An 18,276-nucleotide genomic window follows, 5' to 3' on the forward strand; every position below is an offset into this window, starting at 1 on the left:
AACATAAAAAATATTAACATGAAAAAAATTATCTTATCTCTTTTCGTTTTTTCAATGCTATTATCTTGCGGAACATCTAAAACGGTAAGAGAATCCAAAAGAGTCATTAAAGGTGACTGGACTTTAACTTCAATCAATTACAATCAAGGCGGTACATACAATGTTACGTTGCTACAAGATGCATCAAAAGAGTGTTTTGAAAATAGTACGTGGCATTTTGTTCCTAACAATAATACAGGAACCTACACGATCAATAATGTGGGCTGTGAAACAGGACCACGTTATTTTGTGTTTACCATTCAAGAAATTGACCCACAAACTGGACTTTACGATTTCCTGCTTAAACCAACTAATGAAAAGTATAAATCGGACACCAATTATGGGTTTAGATTAAAACTCACCGCATTATCAGAGACTTCCATGCAATGGCAACAATCAGTTAGTGTAGCTGGAAATTCTTTTATTATCAATATGAATTTTACTAAACAATAAAACACATGAAAACACTTATAAATAAAATAGGAATAACCCTTTTAGCACTTGCAATAACGGTAAGTTTAACAAATTGTAAGGCAATCCAAAATGCAAACAACAAGCAAAAAGGAGGCGTTATTGGTGCCACTGGTGGTGCTATTTTGGGAGCTATCATTGGCAATAATGTAGGTAAAGGAGGTAATGGCGAATTAGGAGCTGTTATTGGTGGCGTTGTAGGCGGAACTGCCGGTGTTCTTATCGGGAACAAAATGGATAAACAAGCCCAAAAAATTGAAGAAGAAATTCCAGGTGCTCAAGTTGAACGTGTTGATGATGGCATTGTGGTAACTTTTGATGAAACCAGTGGTGTTTATTTTGACACCAATAAATACAATATCAATACTGCTTCCCAAGCAACGTTAAATAAACTAATTGGTGTTTTTAAAGAATACCCAGATACCAATATTTTGGTCGTTGGGCATACAGATAGCCAAGGGTCAGAAGAATATAACATGACATTGTCTAAAAACAGGGCATACGCTGTGACCAATTATTTATCCCAAAAAGGCATTTCAAGTGGCAGGCTTACTACAAATTGGTTTGGCGAAACGCAACCTATGTATGACAATTCGACTGCTGAGGGACGTGCGAAAAATAGACGGGTTAACATTGCTATTTTGCCAAACGAAAAAATGATTCGGGAAGCTAAACAGCAAGCAGGAAATTAAAAACACAAATTGTATTTGTTTAAATCTCGTTTTCAATGTTACTTTGAAGACGAGATTTTTATTTAAACTTACTTCATGAGCCAATTATTACATTACATTCATCACCATACCCAACTTCCAGAAGCTTCCATAAAGAACACGATTGAATTATTAAACGAATCTTGTACCGTTCCCTTTATTTCACGTTACAGAAAAGAGCGCACAGGCAATCTCGATGAGGTTCAAATAGGGGATATTGTAAAGTTTAAAGAGCAGTTTGAAGCGTTGGAAAAACGCAAGATAACAATCTTAAAAGCATTGGAAGAACAAGCTGTTTTAACACCTGAATTAAAACAAAAAATTGAATCAGCTCAAGATATTACAACGCTTGAGGATTTATATTTACCATTTAAAAAAAGTCGAAAAACCAAGGCGGAAACCGCTAGAAAAAACGGATTGGAACCTCTGGCTAAAATCATTATGGCACAAAATGCCAGTGATATTGAATCGGTAGCCTATAACTATTTAAAAGAAGATATAAAATCTGTAGAAGAGGCGTTGGAAGGAGCAAGACATATTATTGCAGAATGGATTAATGAGCGCACTGATGTTAGAAACAATATAAGATTTCAACTTGAACGTTTTGCCATGATCTCCACAAAAGTGATCAAAACAAAAGCAGACGATGAAGCTGCTCAAAAGTTCAAGGATTATTTTGACTGGTCTGAATCCTTAAGCCGGATTCCTTCCCATAGATTATTAGCTATTTTAAGAGCTGAAAACGAAGGATTCATCAAAGCTAAAATCGAAATTGATGATGAAAAAGCTTTAATGAAAATTGAGGATAGAATCATTCGTTCAAACAATGCTTGTGCTGAACAAATTCAGTTGGCCATTCACGATGCGTATAAACGCTTAATATTTCCGTCGTTATCAAATGAAGCGCTTCAAAACGCCAAAGAACAAGCAGATGATTCTGCCATTGCTGTATTCGCAAAAAACCTAAAACAATTGTTGTTAGGCTCGCCTATTGGTGAAAAGCGAGTTCTGGCCATTGACCCCGGGTTTAGAACCGGTTGTAAAGTGGTTTGTCTGGATGCACAAGGGCAATTAAAATACAACGAAACTATTTATCCGCATCCGCCAAAAAACGATAGCGTTGGTGCCATGAAAAAAATCAGTTCATTGGCTGATGCCTATAAAATTGAAGCTATTGCCATTGGAAATGGGACGGCCTCAAGGGAAACCGAATCTCTAATTAGGAAAATCCGTTTTAAAAATGATATTCAGGTGTTTGTGGTGAGCGAAGCCGGAGCCAGTATTTATTCAGCTTCTAAAATTGCCAGAGAAGAGTTTCCTAACTATGACGTAACCGTAAGAGGATCCGTCTCTATTGGCAGACGGTTGCAAGACCCGTTGGCCGAACTGGTTAAAATAGACGCCAAGTCCATAGGTGTTGGGCAATACCAACATGATGTAGATCAAACCAAACTTCAAAAATCACTGGATATGGTAGTTGAAAACTGTGTGAATGCCGTTGGCGTAAACATCAACACAGCCAGTAAACCGTTATTAAGCTATGTGTCCGGAATTGGTCCAAAACTAGCCGAGAATATTTTTGAGTATAGAAATAAACACGGGGCGTTTTCCTCTAGAGAAGACATTAAAAAAGTACCACGTTTAGGTGACAAAGCTTTTGAGCAGGGCGCAGCTTTCTTAAGAATTAAAGATGCTAAAAATCCGTTGGATAATTCAGCCGTGCACCCTGAAAGTTATGGCATTGTTGAAAAAATGGCCAAGGATTTAGGCAAAAATGTTCAAGATTTAATAGGAAAGACAGAATGCCTAAATGCCATTGATTTAAATAAATATGTTACACAATATGTTGGCCTTCCTACACTAAAAGACATCATTAAGGAACTTGAAAAACCTTGTTTGGATATTAGAGAGCAAGCCAAAGTGTTTACCTTTAATCAGAATATAAAAACCATTCAGGACTTGCGAGAAGGGCAATTGCTGCCAGGAATTGTCAACAACATTACCAATTTTGGATGTTTTGTAGACATAGGAATCAAAGAAAGCGGTCTGATTCATGTATCCAATTTAGCAGACGCTTTTGTAAGTGATGTTAATGAACACGTCAGTTTACATCAACAGATTATTGTAAAAGTGTTGGATGTAGACATTCCGCGAAAACGGATTCAGTTAAAACTGCATAAATAAGAAGGGCGAACCGTTTTGGTTCGCCCTTCTTATTTTAAACACCAATATTATTAACACAGTTTATTGATTCATGTGTTTTATTTCGTAAGTAAACGTGTCTAAATCAACACCATTACTTACCAAGGTTAGCGCTTTGTCAACAATATATTTTACGTTTTCTGGGTGAAACCCTAAACCTACACCAATTTTTCTAAGCAAAATTTCTTCATGGTCCCCTTTAATATGGTCAACATAAACCATTCTGGCCAAATCGTACAAACGCTCTAAACGTTGGTCATAAGAATGGGGAGGATTTATAGGGTGCGATTTATAATCTTTTAAAATCTGTGCATAATCAGATTCACTAATATCCAAGTTATGGGCCAATCTATCTAAAAACGCTTTTTCTTCAGTAGAAATAATACCATCATCCATGGCAACTCTTACAATGGCAGCAAAATGGTCTTCATTACGTTTTTTAAAACCACTATCAAATAAATCTGAAATTGACATATGTTTTTTTTTAGTGCTGCAAACCTACATATTTTTTTCGTTTTTTGGTATAAAAAATAATATGAAAAAACGATAAAATTGACGCTCTTTAATATTTAATGTTAAACGCAAATACATCATTAAAGATTACTAAACCTCGAGATGTGCTTTTCAATAAAATCCAAACAAACAGGGCATTGTGTTAAAACAAATACCTAAATAAAAATAATAAATCTAAATTCATTTTTAGCAATTCTTAACCTATATTTGCGCCATCAATGCACCAAAAAGCAATACATACTAATCACAATAAACGTCATTAGTTGAGTAAAACGGGTCTGTTACAAACATATGCTAAGGTTTTGCAAACGCAAAATCTTCAAACTGCTATTGCCAAAACCCAAAGCAGAACCCACTTAAAAGGCTTGGTTGGGTCATCGCTTTCCTTTGTAATATCAAGTGTTTTTGAGCAAGCCGAAAAACCTTTTTTGCTGATTTTTAACGATAAAGAAGAAGCGGCGTTTTACCTCAATGATTTGGAGCAATTATGCGGTGACAAAGACGTGTTTTTTTATCCAGGCAGCTACCGAAGACCTTACCAGATAGAAGAAACCGATAACGCTAATGTGCTTTTACGAGCTGAGGTTTTAAACAGGATCAACTCACGAAAAAAGCCAGCCATCATTGTCACGTATCCTGATGCGCTTTTTGAAAAAGTAGTGACCAGAAAAGAGCTGGAACGAAATACCCTGAAAATAGCGGTGTCTGATAAGGTTTCCATTGATTTTGTAAACGAAATTCTTTTTGAATACCAATTTAAACGGGTGGACTTTGTAACAGAACCCGGCGAGTTTTCATTACGCGGTGGGATTGTTGATGTGTTTTCATTTTCGCACGACGAACCCTATAGAATAGAATTTTTTGGAGATGAAGTGGATAGCATCAGGACCTTTGATGTAGAGACCCAACTATCATTAGAACAGATAAAGAAAATCAGCATCATCCCCAATGTTGAAAATAAATTTTTGGATGAGCAACGCGAAAGTTTTTTAAAGTACATCAAACAAAATACGGTAGTATGCTTTAAAAATGCGGACTTATTTTTTTCAAGAATTGATGACTTTTATGCCAAGGCGGAAGAGGCTTTTAAAACATTATCTAAGGATATCAAGCACGCCGAACCGAATGAGCTATTTTGCAATGCTGTGTTATTAAAAAAACAACTTTTGGATTTCAATTTGGTTGAGTTTGGAAATTCTTCGGTTTTGTCAAGCGCAGTTGATACATCACAGAGTATTTCCTTCAACACGTCGCCACAACCATCTTTCAATAAACAATTCAATTTACTGATTGAAAACCTGAATGCCAATTATGATAATGGGTTTAGCAATTATATAGCCTGTGTAAGTGAGCAACAGGCCAAGCGTTTCCAAGACATTTTTGATGATTCGCATTTAGAGGTAAAACCTTATAAAACCATTGTGCTGTCACTACATCAAGGATTTGTTGATCATGATAATAAAGTGGTTTGCTATACTGACCATCAAATTTTTGAACGCTACCATAAATTTCATGTCAAAAACGGGTACGCCAAAAAGCAGGCCATTACCTTAAAAGAACTCACAAATCTGGAAATAGGCGATTATGTAACCCATATAGACCATGGTATTGGACGATTTGGTGGTTTACAGAAAATTGATGTTGAAGGCAAAAAGCAAGAAGCCATAAAATTGGTTTATGGTGAGCGCGACATCTTATATTTGAGTATCCACTCCTTGCACAAAATCACTAAGTATAATGGCAAGGATGGTAAGCCGCCAAAAATCTATAAACTGGGCAGCACTGCTTGGAAAACGCTTAAGCAAAAAACCAAATCTAGGGTTAAGGAAATTGCGTTCAATTTAATAAAACTCTACGCCAAACGAAAAACTGAAAAAGGCTTTCAATACAATCCAGACAGCTATATGCAACTGGAGCTGGAATCTTCTTTTTTATATGAAGACACACCTGACCAAAGTACCGCAACAGCTGATATTAAAGCAGATATGGAAAGTGAGCGCCCTATGGATAGATTGGTTTGTGGTGATGTAGGGTTCGGTAAAACCGAGGTTGCCATTCGTGCGGCCTTTAAAGCAGTTGATAACGGCAAGCAAGTGGCTGTTTTGGTGCCAACTACCATTTTGGCATATCAGCATTCCAGAACATTTTCAGAGCGATTAAAGGATTTCCCGGTTACCGTTGATTATTTAAACCGTTTTAGAACCGCCAAAGAAAAACGGGAAACACTAGAAAACCTTGAAAAAGGTAGCGTTGACATCATTATTGGAACCCATCAATTGGTTAATAAAAATGTTAAGTTTAAAGATTTAGGGTTGCTTATTGTTGATGAGGAACAGAAATTTGGTGTTGCAGTCAAAGAAAAACTAAAGACATTAAAGGAAAATGTTGATGTGCTTACGTTGACGGCCACACCCATACCAAGAACGCTTCAGTTTAGTTTAATGGCCGCCAGGGATTTGTCGGTTATCACTACGCCGCCGCCCAACAGATATCCCATTGAAAGCCATGTTATTCGGTTTAATGAGGAAACCATTCGGGATGCCGTTAGTTATGAAATAGAACGTGGTGGCCAGATTTTCTTTATCCATAACCGAATAGAAAACATCAAAGAAGTAGCGGGCATGATTCAACGGTTGGTGCCTGATGCCAAAATAGGGATAGGTCATGGTCAATTAGATGGTAAAAAACTGGAACAATTAATGCTTCGGTTTATGAATGGTGAATTTGATGTATTGGTCAGTACTACGATTGTGGAAAGCGGATTGGATGTGCCCAATGCCAATACCATTTTTATTAACAATGCCAATAACTTTGGATTGAGTGATTTGCACCAAATGCGAGGTCGTGTGGGTAGGAGCAACAAAAAGGCCTTCTGTTATTTTATTACACCCGAATATTCAGCCATGACCGATGATGCCCGAAAACGTATTACCGCTTTAGAACAATTCACAGAGCTTGGCAGTGGCTTTAACATCGCTATGAAAGATTTGGAAATTAGAGGAGCAGGCGATTTGTTGGGTGGAGAACAGAGTGGCTTTATCAACGAAATCGGGTTTGATACCTATCAAAAAATATTGAATGAAGCCATTGAAGAGCTGAAGGAAAATGAGTTTAAGGATTTGTATCAAGATGATTCAGTTGAAAAAGAATACGTCAAGGACATTACCATAGATTCAGATTTTGAATTGTTGTTCCCAGATGATTATGTCAATAACATTTCAGAACGCTTGAATCTTTACACGCAACTCAACACCATAAAAAATGAAGATGAACTTAAGGCATTTGAATCACAGCTTGTTGATCGTTTTGGGGAGTTGCCAGTACAGGTTTTGGATTTATTGAACAGTGTTAGAATAAAATGGATTGCCAGTAAGATTGGTTTTGAGAAAATAGTTATGAAACATGGTAAACTAGTGGGTTATTTTATCAACGACCAGCAAAGTAGCTTTTATCAAAGTAAGGCCTTCACCAAAGTCTTACAGTTTGTGCAAACACATCCAAACAATTGTAAAATGAAAGAAACCCAAACCCGAAATGGCTTGCGGTTGCTGCTTACTTTTGAATCGGTCAAATCCGTTAAGCAAGCTTTAACAAAATTACAACCTATTGTGGCTTGATTATTGTCCAAAAACAAATAAATTTATGGTATGTTAAAACAATTCTTTTTTTCTTCTATTTTATTGCCAAGCCTTCTTTTTTCCCAACATGTTATTAAAGGGAAATTTACCAATGCAGATGATTATAAATATGCTTTACTGTATAGAATACAGCCAACATCTTCAGAATACATAACAAATTCAGAAATTAATAAAGATGGCAGTTTTGAACTTAAATTAGATTCTACTGCAACTGCTGGCATGTATAAAATTGTGTATGCCATGCCAAAAGAGGAGTATAACTTTGATGTTATTTACAATGCCAAAGAAGATATAGATTTAACTTTTGATTCTGAAAAAGGCATAACATATCAAGCTTCGCATGAAAATAAACTGATGACAGGCTACACCAAAAGCATGTCAATGATCAGTCAAAGTATAGCTAAGTTTTATAGAGAACAGAGCAAAGACACCGCAGCGCTAATGAGTATATTCAAGACACAACGTGATACACAAGCCAGTTTTGAAGCTGCTGCTCAAGGAACCATTGCGTTGCAATTCATAAAAGCCAACAAACCGTATATTCCAGATTTGTTTGAAGATATTAAAACTTACATTGAACATTTAAAAGCCCATTTTTTTGATTCGGTTGATTTTAATAATACCACACTTCAAAGTTCCAGTTTCTTGTCTGAGCGCATGTTCAATTATATATTTGGAATGGTTACTGCTGGGAACCATAAATTAGAAGCCTACAAAAGCAATATTGATACGTTTTGTGATGCCATGAAAGATGCGCTCTTAACCATTAAAAGAAGTTTACTGTTGCAGTTGTGGCAAAAAATGGTAGATGCCCAATTTGATACCGTGGCCAATTATATTTCGGACACCTATTTAATTGATATTGCTAAAACACTAAAAGACCAAGAGTTAGTTGATGGCTTGGTTCACTATAAAAACACCTCGTTGCAAAGCAAGGCGCCAGATTTTAGTCTTGATGGAACTGAAAACGGAAATAAGCTAAGTGATCTAAGCGGATACGAATACTATGTGGTTGTATTTTGGAGTAGCACCTGTTCACATTGTCTACATGAAATCCCAATCTTGGAATCTTTTGTTAAGACTCTGGATAAAGGCTTTTTAAAAGTTGTAGCCGTTGGGTTGGAGGATGATGATAAAACATGGTCCAAAACAATCAAGGAATTTCCAGATTTTATTCATGTGCTTGGGCTAGGAAAATGGGACAATAAAATAGGAGATGATTATGGTGTCACCGCTACGCCAACGTACTTTATTCTTGATAAAGCCAAGCGCATTATTGATAAACCCGATGATGTGGAGGCCTTAAAAAGTTTTTTTAAAGAAAAAGAATAAACAGCTTTTTTAAGAGATTTTTGCCTGCGCAGAAATTAAAAATGATAAAAAGCATTCTCTAAGTGGTCTATTTTAAAATGGCTGCCTTCTTTTACAATAGCAATAATATCAAATCTAACTTCAACATCTAAACCGTTTACGGTTACATATTCATCCACTGCTTTTACCAAACGTTGTATTTGTTTGGGTTTTACAAAATCCTGTGGATTTCCAAAATCGTTTGTTGAGCGTGTTTTAACTTCAACAATGGCAAGTACATCGTTTTGTTGCGCAATAATATCCACTTCGGCTTTATCAAATCGATAGTTTCGTTCAATGATGTTGTAACCCTGTTTCAATAGAAAATCTACTGCTAGTTGTTCGCCTTTTTTACCAAGTTCGTTGTGTTGCGCCATGTTATTAGCATAATTAATGCTTCGGATGGTTAAAATTACATAAAATGAATTAGTTTATATATTTTTAGACTTGTCTAAAAATATTTTTACTTACAAGTAAATTTAAATATATTTGTGCATAATTTTACAACATGGTTACATTATCTGAAGAAAACTATCTTAAAGCTATTTACCACCTGGGCAAGCAAGGCAACAATGCGGTAAGCACCAATGCCATTGCAGAACAAATGGAGACCAAAGCATCTTCGGTTACCGATATGGTTAAAAAATTAGCCGAAAAAAACTTAGCCAATTATGTAAGATATCAAGGTGTAAGTCTTACAAAACAAGGCCGTTTAGCGGCAGCAACAGTTGTTAGAAAGCACAGACTTTGGGAACTATTCTTGGTAGATAAACTCAATTTTAATTGGGATGAGGTGCATGATGTAGCAGAGCAGTTGGAACATGTAAAATCTGAAAAGCTCATCAATGAGCTAGATGCATTTTTAGAGTTTCCAAAAGAAGATCCTCATGGAGACCCTATTCCTGATAAGGATGGTAACATCACTAAAATTGAAAAGATACTATTGTCACAGATTGAACCGGTTACATCGTGTATTTGTGTTGGTGTAAAAAATTCTTCTAAAGCGTTTTTACAATATTTAGACAAAATAAACATGGCCTTAGGGAGTCCTATTGAGGTAATCGACAAAGAGCCATTTGACCAATCTGTTGTTATTAAATTAAGCGATAAAAAAATTAATATTTCTGCTATTGCAGCAAACAATCTTTACGTTAAAAAAGCTTAATCTCATGAAAAAAGAAGGAAAATCGTTAGAAGAAGTTCATGAGTCTATCCAAGTGAACAAAAACACCTCTGTTTGGAAAAAAATCCTAGCGTTTTTTGGACCTGCTTACATGATTAGTGTTGGTTATATGGACCCAGGAAATTGGGCCACCGATATTGCGGGAGGAAGCCAATTTGGGTATACGCTTATTTGGGTTTTATTAATGTCAAATATCATGGCTTTGTTGTTACAGAGTTTAAGTTCTAGATTGGGTATTGTGAGAGGACGCGATTTGGCGCAGGCATCACGGGAGTCCTATCCACCCTATATTAATTTTATTTTGTATGTTTTAGCTGAAATAGCTATCGCCGCTTGTGATTTGGCTGAGGTATTAGGAATGGCCATTGGATTGCAACTGCTGTTTGATATTCCGTTGATTTGGGGTGTGAGCATAACTGTTTTGGATACCTTTTTGTTACTGTTTTTGATAAATAAAGGCATCCGAAAAATGGAGGCTTTTATTATTACATTAATTGCCATTATTGGCATTTCATTTTTTTTGGAAATGATATTGGCCAAACCCGATATTGTAGAAATCGCTTCCGGATTGATTCCATCATTGCCCAATAGTGCCGCCTTATATATTGCCATTGGAATTATTGGAGCCACCGTCATGCCCCATAATTTATATTTGCACTCTTCACTGGTACAGACCCGTAAGTTTGACCGAACCCAAAAAGGTATCAAGCAAGCATTGAAGTACAATTTTGTGGATTCTGCCATTGCCTTAAACTTGGCTTTTTTAGTGAATGCAGCCATTTTAATTTTGGCAGCATCTACCTTTTTTAATAATGGCATGTATGAAATTGCCGAAATACAGGATGCCCATAAATTATTGGAACCGCTCTTGGGTTCAAAATGGGCTCCTATTTTATTTGCCCTGGCTTTAATTGCTGCTGGGCAGAGTAGTACCATAACAGGAACGTTGGCTGGACAGATTGTGATGGAAGGGTATTTGAATTTGCGTATCCAGCCATGGGTAAGGCGTATTATTACTCGTTTAATCGCTATCATTCCAGCAATCTTAACCGTTGTTATTCTAGGTGAAGGTGCTACGGGTAAGTTATTGGTTTTGAGTCAGGTGGTGTTGAGTTTGCAATTGGGGTTTGCCATTATTCCGCTCATTCATTTTGTAAGCGATAAGAAAAAAATGCACAATTTTGCTATTAAAATTCCAATGCAAATTGGGTCTTGGTTGATAGCTCTAATTATTGTTGGGTTAAACGCCAAGTTGGTTTATGATGAAATTGTTGGATGGTTGGAAACTTCAGAACATCCCATATATATTTGGGTTTTTGTTATTCCTATTGCCATTGGCGCCTCTATATTGCTAGTATATATTATTTTTAGACCTTTTATTAGGTCAAAACTAAGATCTCCTAAATTGGTACCACATATTGATGAAGTTGTTTACAATGATCAATTGGAATCAAAACCATACAAACAAATAGCCATTGCCATTGATTTTTCAAATGTTGACCGAAAAAGTATAGCAACCGCTTTGCATTTGGGTGGAAAAGAAGCCCAATATACCTTAATCCATGTGGTTGAAACCGCTGGAGCTTTAGTGTATGGTAACCAGATTGATGATTACGAGACGTCCAGTGACGCTGGATACTTAAAGGATTACAAACAAAAAATTGAAGATAAAGGATATAATGTATCTATAAAATTAGGTTTTGGAAATCCTAAAAAACAAATTTCAAAGATTGTTAATGAAGGAGGTTTTGATGTTTTGATTATGGGCGCTCACGGCCATAATTGGATGAAGGACATCTTGTTAGGAACAACAGTAGATACCGTTAGGCATAAAGTGAATATACCAATAATGATTGTTAGGGAGTAAATCAATGACAACCACAGTCATCACCGCCGCCACAAGCTTTCTCGGATTTTGATTTTTTAAAAAAGAATTTTTTAATCAAAAAACCAATGGCAAAACCAATGGCTGCAAAAACGAGAATATTTTGTATTAAAGTGTTCATGTTAACTTTGTCGTAATTTAAAGTGATTCCTTAATCGAGTTATTTTAATATTTGGAAGGCAATCAAAGCCACCATATAGGCAAAACTACTCATAATGGTTAACTGAAGAATGGGCCATTTCCAACTATTTGTTTCCTTTTTAACAATAGCTAATGTACTCATACACTGCATGGCAAATGCGTAAAACAATAAAAGTGATATCCCAGAGGCAAAATTAAACAAAGGCCCGCCTAATATGGGATTGATTTCACCAGCCATTCGGTTTTTAATGGTTTCTTCTTGGTCACTACCCACACTATAAATTGTAGCCAATGTTCCAACAAAAACCTCTCTGGCCGCAAAGGAACTTACAATGGCTATTCCAATTTTCCAATCATATCCCAACGGACGAATAAGAGGTTCAATCGCGCGACCCGTTAACCCAATATAAGAATGTTCGAGTTTATGGGACTCTATTTTTTGATGTAGTTCTTCAGCACTTAAATGTTGATTGGCATATTCTTTTTTGGTTATTTTTTCAGCATCATTAAAATTTTCTCCAGGACCGTAGGAAGCTAAAAACCATAACACGATAGAAATAGCTAAAATGATTTTTCCCGCACCAAACACAAATGATTTTGTTTTTTCCAACACGGTAATGGCTACGTTTTTTGGTAATGGTAATTTGTAATTTGGCATTTCAACCACAAAAAACGTTTTGCTTTTTATCTTTAATACTTTGTTTAAAATATATGCGGATATAACCGCCGTTCCAAACCCAATAAGATATAAAAGCATTAAGGTTAAGGCTTGATAGCCAAGACCAATAAAACGGCCTTCTGGGATGACCAGTGAGATGATTATTAGATAAACAGGAAGTCTTGCCGAACAGGTTATGAAAGGTGTTACTAAAATAGTAATTAAACGCTCTTTCCAGCTTTCAATATTTCTGGTGGCCATAATGGCGGGAATGGCGCAAGCTGTTCCTGAAATAAGGGGAACAATGCTTTTTCCGCTCAATCCAAATCGGCGCATAATTCTGTCCATTAAAAACACCACACGGCTCATATAGCCACTTTCTTCTAGAACAGAAATGAACAAAAACAAAAAGGCAATTTGAGGTATGAAAATAACAATGCCACCAAGACCCGGTATAATACCTTCTGATAGTAAGTTTGTAAATGCACCTTGTGGTAATTGGGTTTTGGTCCATTCGCTCATGGCTGCAAAAGCGCTGTCAATGAAATCCATGGGGACGCTTGACCAATCGTAAATGGCTTGAAAAATGGTCAATAAAATGATGAAGAAAATGGCGTAGCCCCAAATTTTATGGGTAAGGATCCTGTCAAATTTCATTCTTAAATCCTTGGCACTGGCAATATCAATGGTTTGGCCTTTTTTCAAGACATTGTTTATAAATTGATAGCGCTTAATCGTTTCCTTTTGTTGTAGGCGTTTCAAATCAATTTTTGATTTGGTCTTAAAATTGGCTACGGCATCAATTTCATTTCTGTCTGTTTTTCCAAAGTTTACATCTTGTGTAATAACCAACCAAAGTTTATAAAGCAGTTGATTTGGAAAGGCTTTTTTTAAGTTGTCAAAATAGGTGGGGTCTATTTCGGTAAGGTCTACACAATGGTCTATGGAAAGGTCTTTATAATTGAAAATTAAATTTTTGAGCCTATCTATACCTTGTTTTTTTCTGGTGCTAACCAGGGCAATTTTCGTTTTTAAATGCTCTTCAAGATAATCTAAATCAAGCGAGATTCCTTTGTATGCCATTCTATCAGCCATGTTAATGACCAAAATGGTTGGTATTTCCAAATCTTTAATTTGGGTGTAAAGCAATAGATTTCGTTTTAAATTCTCAACATCGCTAACCACAACAGCTACATCGGGGAAATCTTTGTCATTTTTATTTAAAAGCAGCTCTATAACAACATTTTCATCCAGTGATGATGCATTCAGGCTATAGGTTCCGGGTAAATCAATAATATGTGCTTTAACGCCTCTGGGCAACTTGCAGATACCTTCTTTTTTTTCAACGGTTATACCTGGGTAATTTCCAACTTTTTGGTTTAACCCCGTTAAGGCATTAAAAACAGAGGTTTTTCCTGTGTTTGGGTTTCCTATTAAAGCAACATTGATTTGTTTACTCATGCGTAATTTTTTTAATTAAAACATGAATAGCGGTCTCCTTTCTAATAGCCAAATGTGTACCGTTTATGTTTAAGTACATTGGGTCTTTAAATGGAGCAACTTGAACAAGCTCAACATAGTTACCCGGTAAACATCCCATTTCAAGAAGTTTTAAGGGAATATGTATGGAAGAAACATCTGTAATCACGCAGCGTTCGCCTCGTTTTAAATTTGCTAATGTATCTTCCATTCTTATTTAGATTGATTTTAAAGAAGCAAAAGTAATGTAAAAATTTAGGCTAAAAAAATAGTTGGTAAAAAACTATTGTTTGTATTCCTGTTTTAGGATTTTTATGTCGTCCAACAGCCGGTCAATGTCATCTGGATTGGTGCCATCATAAAACCCCCTGATTTGTTTTTTTTTGTCAATAAGCATGAAGTTTTCGGTATGGATCATATCAAAAGGACCACCATCACCAGTGCTTTTTACAGCCAAGTAACTTTTTCTCGCTAACTCATAAATTTGTTTTTTGTCACCTGTTACCAAGTTCCATTTCTTATCGTTTACGCCTTTTTCAATGGCATAACGTTTTAGCTGTGCCACGCTGTCTATTTCGGGAGTTACCGAAAAAGAGAGCAGCATCACATCATTGTCATTCATGATTTTGTCTTGAATCACCGACATGTGATTGGTCATGATGGGGCAAATAGACTGACAAGTGGTAAAAAAGAAATCTGCCACGTATATTTTATCTTTATAGTCGTCTTGAGTAACAGTCTTGCCGTTTTGATTTGTAAGTTTAAAATCGGCGATTTTATGATACTTTTTTTGGTATTGCAGGGTGCTGTCCACCAAATCGGCACTGACCATAGATGGCTGGTAAACAGGAAGTGGTTGATAGACGTTTAATTTATTGTAAATGATAGAAACAATGATGATGGAAATGATTAAAAACGCGATTGCGAATTTTTTGTAATCTTTAAAAAATGATAACATTTTGAGCAGTTAAAATTTAAACTAAGGCAAAAGTACAATGAAATTTATACACATAGAATTTTGGGCGGCCTTAAATTATTGTTAAATGCAGCACCATAGCAGATTTGTCTTTTTAAAGTTGGTTTAAAAGCTTACTTTTGTGCGATTATAAAAATCTGAAAAACGATATATGGAGTTTGTTATTAAAATATCCCAATTTTTACTGAGCCTTTCCTTGCTTATTATACTGCATGAATTTGGGCATTTTTTGCCTGCTAAAGCGTTTAAGACGCGCGTAGAAAAGTTTTACTTGTTTTTTGATGTTAAGTTTTCATTGTTCAAAAAGAAAATAGGGGAAACTGTTTACGGTATTGGTTGGTTGCCACTAGGAGGTTATGTGAAGATTTCTGGGATGATTGACGAAAGCATGGATACAGAGCAAATGGCACAACCGGCACAGCCTTGGGAATTCCGTTCTAAACCAGCTTGGCAGCGACTAATTATTATGCTTGGTGGTGTAACCGTTAATTTCTTACTGGCTATTTTGATTTACATCGGTATGAGCTATTATTATGGAGATCGGTTTTTACCCAATAAAAATATTAAAGACGGTCTCTTGATAGAAAGCACTGTTGCCAATAAAGCAGGATTAATAACCGGTGATAAAATTTTAGCTGTTGATGGAGATTCTATAAAAACCTTTTCTGAAATTTCTGAAAAAGTACTTTTTGGTAAACAAATCACTATTGAAAGGAATGGAGAACAATCAACTGTTATGTTGCCACAAGATTTTCTATCACAGTTAATTGATTCCAAAGAAAAGAATTTCATAGACCTAAGAACACCATTTGTGGTTGTTGAAGTTCCTGATTCATCACAAAACAAAGGTAGCGGTTTAATAAAAGGCGATATTATTGTTGGTTTAAATGACACAAAAACAAAATATGCCGATCAAGTTAAATCTGCACTGGAAACCTATAAAGGACAAGAAGTAACCGCTCATGTTTTAAGAGACGGAAAAGAAACCACTTTACCATTAAAAATCAGTGACGATAGTAAATTAGGATTGGTATATGCCGCTGGAACAACACCAGAAACTTTGGAAGCATTGGGTTATTATGAATTTGAAACTAAAAAATACGGTTTTTTTGAATCGTTTCCTGTTGGAATAAAAAAAGCCGGAGACAAAATATCATCATACATTACACAGTTTAAAGCCATCTTTACGCCCAGTACAGGTGCCTATAAAGGCGTTGGCGGGTTTAAGGCCATTTATGATATTTTTCCAGATTTCTGGAATTGGCAAGTGTTTTGGAGCATAACGGCATTTTTATCCATTATGTTAGGGGTTTTAAATCTATTGCCTATACCAGCTCTTGATGGTGGCCATGTCATGTTTTTACTGTATGAAATGATTTCAGGTAAAAAGCCAGGAGACAAGTTTATGGAATACGCTCAACTAGCAGGGTTTATCATATTAATTGCTTTGGTGCTTTTTGCCAATGGTAATGATATTTTTAAAGCAATTTTCAATTAAAAGTTTTTTAAATATTATATTGGCAGTAAATAAAAATATATATATATTTGCGCTCGCAAAAGCGAAAAGATAACACTCCTCCTTAGCTCAGTTGGTTAGAGCATTTGACTGTTAATCAAAGGGTCCTTGGTTCGAGCCCAAGAGGGGGAGCAAAAAATGAAAAAGACCCACATAAATTATGTAGGTCTTTTTTTTTAACTTCGGGCTCCATAGTTCAAGGGATAGAACAAAAGTTTCCTAAACTTTAGATCCAGGTTCGAATCCTGGTGGAGTCACAAAAAAATCAAGTCAAAACAACCATGTATCTTTTGGCATTGAATAAATCCATAACAGCAACTGCAAACTTTGTTATAAAACCAGAGGATTATAATGTGGAAATTCCCAGCATCGTTAGAAACAAAATTGCAAAATACATCAAGACAAGCTTAAAGTTCATTCTAGAACCGCAATAAATAGTCCTTTATAAAGGGGAGGCTTTAAAAACCACCCTTTTTGGTTAAGGTTTCAACCTTGACTTTTATAAAATTAATACCTTTGTATGAAACCATAGATTTTATGAAGTTAGACCATCCAATAACATTTCATCCCATTTTAAAAGAACGCATTTGGGGAGGCGACAAACTAACCACCATTTTCAAAAAGGAATCTGATAAATCCAATATTGGCGAAAGCTGGGAACTTTCAGATGTAGAGGGTGATGTTTCTGTGGTTGCTTCAGGCGAATTAAAAGGAAAAAACTTAAAAGAACTTATTACAGAATACAAAGGTGCTTTGGTGGGGGAGAAAGTCTACAACATGTTTGGTAATGACTTCCCAATACTTATAAAATATATTGATGCCAAAACACCGCTTTCCATTCAAGTGCACCCTAGCAATGAACTGGCTAAAGAGCGCCATAATTCCTTTGGAAAGAATGAAATGTGGTACATTATGCAAGCTGATCATGATGCCGAATTGATAGTTGGTTTTAATCAAGACATTGATAAGGAAACCTATTTACATAAACTGGAAGAAGGAAATGTTTTGGACATATTAAATGCTGAAAAAATTTCAAAAGGGGATACATTTTACATTCCAACGGGTAGGGTGCATGCCATTGGTGCCGGTGTTATGTTGGCAGAAATTCAACAAACATCTGATATTACTTATAGAATTTATGACTATAATCGTGTTGATGCCAAAACAGGAAAGGAACGCGAACTTCATACCGATTTGGCCGTTGATGCCATAGATTATAAACAGTATGATAGCTACAAAACAGCTTATGAGCTCAAAAAAAACGAATCTAGTGAATTGGTCCATTCCCCATATTTTAAAACAAATATCATCCAACTAGAAGGTATTATTCAAAAAGATTACAGCAACCTAGATTCCTTTGTTATTTATATGTGTGTTGAAGGTACTGTTGTTTTAAATTGCAATAACCAAGCGTTTTCGTTACAGGTTGGGCAAACCATGTTGCTTCCTGCGGCTATTGATACGGTTGAATTAAATTCTGAAAGCGCTAAAATATTGGAAGTCTTTCTTTGAGGA

16 protein-coding genes and 2 tRNA genes are annotated in these 18,276 nt (G+C 35.9%); 12 read left to right on the forward strand and 6 right to left on the reverse strand.

Features of this window, described 5'->3' with window-relative positions:
- Positions 1–18: 18 nt before the first annotated feature.
- The 3 genes from IEW94_RS13785 (at position 19) to IEW94_RS13795 (ending at position 3,404) form a co-directional block, all read left to right on the forward strand.
- The gene (locus IEW94_RS13785) at positions 19–492 is read left to right on the forward strand and encodes a lipocalin family protein (protein ID WP_188654070.1); all 474 of its coding nucleotides are present in this window, start codon (positions 19–21) and stop codon (positions 490–492) included.
- 5 nt (positions 493–497) lie between these two features.
- Positions 498–1,202 carry a YiaD family glycine zipper/OmpA-like lipoprotein gene (locus tag IEW94_RS13790; protein WP_188654072.1) on the forward strand — a complete coding sequence of 235 codons (705 nt, stop codon included), beginning with the start codon at positions 498–500 and terminating at the stop codon, positions 1,200–1,202.
- Between the two features lie 75 nt (positions 1,203–1,277).
- Positions 1,278–3,404 (forward strand): Tex family protein, encoded by a 2,127-nt coding sequence (locus IEW94_RS13795; protein ID WP_188654074.1) that lies wholly within the window; start codon positions 1,278–1,280, stop codon positions 3,402–3,404.
- Between the two features lie 60 nt (positions 3,405–3,464).
- Here IEW94_RS13795 and IEW94_RS13800 read toward each other — a convergent pair whose 3' ends face one another.
- Positions 3,465–3,896 (reverse strand): tellurite resistance TerB family protein, encoded by a 432-nt coding sequence (locus tag IEW94_RS13800; protein ID WP_188654076.1) that lies wholly within the window; start codon positions 3,894–3,896, stop codon positions 3,465–3,467.
- Positions 3,897–4,198: 302 nt separating this feature from the next.
- On the opposite strand from IEW94_RS13800, the gene mfd reads away from it, so the two are divergent.
- The gene (mfd, locus tag IEW94_RS13805) at positions 4,199–7,552 is read left to right on the forward strand and encodes a transcription-repair coupling factor (RefSeq protein ID WP_188654078.1); all 3,354 of its coding nucleotides are present in this window, start codon (positions 4,199–4,201) and stop codon (positions 7,550–7,552) included.
- 30 nt (positions 7,553–7,582) lie between these two features.
- Positions 7,583–8,905, forward strand: a complete 1,323-nt coding sequence (locus IEW94_RS13810) for a TlpA family protein disulfide reductase (protein ID WP_188654080.1) — start codon at positions 7,583–7,585, stop codon at positions 8,903–8,905.
- Between the two features lie 35 nt (positions 8,906–8,940).
- Here IEW94_RS13810 and IEW94_RS13815 read toward each other — a convergent pair whose 3' ends face one another.
- Positions 8,941–9,300 (reverse strand): YraN family protein, encoded by a 360-nt coding sequence (locus IEW94_RS13815; protein WP_188654082.1) that lies wholly within the window; start codon positions 9,298–9,300, stop codon positions 8,941–8,943.
- A 131-nt stretch (positions 9,301–9,431) separates the two neighbouring features.
- On the opposite strand from IEW94_RS13815, the gene IEW94_RS13820 reads away from it, so the two are divergent.
- Complete coding sequence (locus IEW94_RS13820; RefSeq protein ID WP_188654083.1) at positions 9,432–10,088, forward strand: metal-dependent transcriptional regulator; 657 nt, start codon at positions 9,432–9,434, stop codon at positions 10,086–10,088.
- Positions 10,089–10,092: 4 nt separating this feature from the next.
- The gene (locus IEW94_RS13825; protein ID WP_188654085.1) at positions 10,093–11,973 is read left to right on the forward strand and encodes an Nramp family divalent metal transporter; all 1,881 of its coding nucleotides are present in this window, start codon (positions 10,093–10,095) and stop codon (positions 11,971–11,973) included.
- A gap of 1 nt (position 11,974) precedes the next feature.
- On the opposite strand, the gene IEW94_RS13830 is transcribed toward IEW94_RS13825, so the two are convergent.
- From IEW94_RS13830 to IEW94_RS13845, 4 genes are all read right to left on the reverse strand, one after another.
- Positions 11,975–12,112, reverse strand: a complete 138-nt coding sequence (locus IEW94_RS13830; protein WP_188654087.1) for a FeoB-associated Cys-rich membrane protein — start codon at positions 12,110–12,112, stop codon at positions 11,975–11,977.
- A 39-nt stretch (positions 12,113–12,151) separates the two neighbouring features.
- Complete coding sequence (feoB, locus tag IEW94_RS13835; RefSeq protein WP_188654089.1) at positions 12,152–14,251, reverse strand: ferrous iron transport protein B; 2,100 nt, start codon at positions 14,249–14,251, stop codon at positions 12,152–12,154.
- Positions 14,244–14,480 (reverse strand): FeoA family protein, encoded by a 237-nt coding sequence (locus IEW94_RS13840; protein WP_188654091.1) that lies wholly within the window; start codon positions 14,478–14,480, stop codon positions 14,244–14,246. The genes feoB and IEW94_RS13840 overlap by 8 nt, the downstream gene beginning before the upstream one ends.
- Positions 14,481–14,552: 72 nt before the next feature.
- Positions 14,553–15,227 (reverse strand): SCO family protein, encoded by a 675-nt coding sequence (locus IEW94_RS13845; RefSeq protein ID WP_188654093.1) that lies wholly within the window; start codon positions 15,225–15,227, stop codon positions 14,553–14,555.
- 169 nt (positions 15,228–15,396) lie between these two features.
- On the opposite strand from IEW94_RS13845, the gene rseP reads away from it, so the two are divergent.
- The 5 genes from rseP to IEW94_RS13870 all read left to right on the forward strand — a co-directional run bounded on the left by rseP (position 15,397) and on the right by IEW94_RS13870 (position 18,273).
- Positions 15,397–16,743, forward strand: coding sequence for an RIP metalloprotease RseP (gene rseP, locus IEW94_RS13850; protein ID WP_188654095.1), 1,347 nt, complete (start codon positions 15,397–15,399; stop codon positions 16,741–16,743).
- Positions 16,744–16,819: 76 nt separating this feature from the next.
- Positions 16,820–16,893, forward strand: a tRNA-Asn gene (locus IEW94_RS13855).
- A gap of 53 nt (positions 16,894–16,946) precedes the next feature.
- Positions 16,947–17,018: transfer RNA gene (locus IEW94_RS13860), tRNA-Arg, on the forward strand.
- Between the two features lie 33 nt (positions 17,019–17,051).
- Complete coding sequence (locus tag IEW94_RS13865; RefSeq protein WP_229669533.1) at positions 17,052–17,195, forward strand: hypothetical protein; 144 nt, start codon at positions 17,052–17,054, stop codon at positions 17,193–17,195.
- Between the two features lie 103 nt (positions 17,196–17,298).
- Positions 17,299–18,273 (forward strand): type I phosphomannose isomerase catalytic subunit, encoded by a 975-nt coding sequence (locus IEW94_RS13870; RefSeq protein WP_188654099.1) that lies wholly within the window; start codon positions 17,299–17,301, stop codon positions 18,271–18,273.
- Positions 18,274–18,276: the final 3 nt, after the last annotated feature.

It is taken from the genome of Yeosuana aromativorans (assembly GCF_014646655.1).
GTDB classification, from domain to species: domain Bacteria; phylum Bacteroidota; class Bacteroidia; order Flavobacteriales; family Flavobacteriaceae; genus Yeosuana; species Yeosuana aromativorans.

Coding starts and splice junctions, on each gene's coding strand:
- IEW94_RS13785 (WP_188654070.1), top strand. CDS start 19: ATGAAAAAAATTATCTTATCTCTTTTCGTTTTTTCAATGCTATTATCT.
- IEW94_RS13790 (WP_188654072.1), top strand. CDS start 498: ATGAAAACACTTATAAATAAAATAGGAATAACCCTTTTAGCACTTGCA.
- IEW94_RS13795 (WP_188654074.1), top strand. CDS start 1,278: ATGAGCCAATTATTACATTACATTCATCACCATACCCAACTTCCAGAA.
- IEW94_RS13800 (WP_188654076.1), bottom strand. CDS start 3,896: ATGTCAATTTCAGATTTATTTGATAGTGGTTTTAAAAAACGTAATGAA.
- IEW94_RS13810 (WP_188654080.1), top strand. CDS start 7,583: ATGTTAAAACAATTCTTTTTTTCTTCTATTTTATTGCCAAGCCTTCTT.
- IEW94_RS13815 (WP_188654082.1), bottom strand. CDS start 9,300: ATGGCGCAACACAACGAACTTGGTAAAAAAGGCGAACAACTAGCAGTA.
- IEW94_RS13820 (WP_188654083.1), top strand. CDS start 9,432: ATGGTTACATTATCTGAAGAAAACTATCTTAAAGCTATTTACCACCTG.
- IEW94_RS13825 (WP_188654085.1), top strand. CDS start 10,093: ATGAAAAAAGAAGGAAAATCGTTAGAAGAAGTTCATGAGTCTATCCAA.
- IEW94_RS13830 (WP_188654087.1), bottom strand. CDS start 12,112: ATGAACACTTTAATACAAAATATTCTCGTTTTTGCAGCCATTGGTTTT.
- feoB (WP_188654089.1), bottom strand. CDS start 14,251: ATGAGTAAACAAATCAATGTTGCTTTAATAGGAAACCCAAACACAGGA.
- IEW94_RS13840 (WP_188654091.1), bottom strand. CDS start 14,480: ATGGAAGATACATTAGCAAATTTAAAACGAGGCGAACGCTGCGTGATT.
- IEW94_RS13845 (WP_188654093.1), bottom strand. CDS start 15,227: ATGTTATCATTTTTTAAAGATTACAAAAAATTCGCAATCGCGTTTTTA.
- rseP (WP_188654095.1), top strand. CDS start 15,397: ATGGAGTTTGTTATTAAAATATCCCAATTTTTACTGAGCCTTTCCTTG.
- IEW94_RS13870 (WP_188654099.1), top strand. CDS start 17,299: ATGAAGTTAGACCATCCAATAACATTTCATCCCATTTTAAAAGAACGC.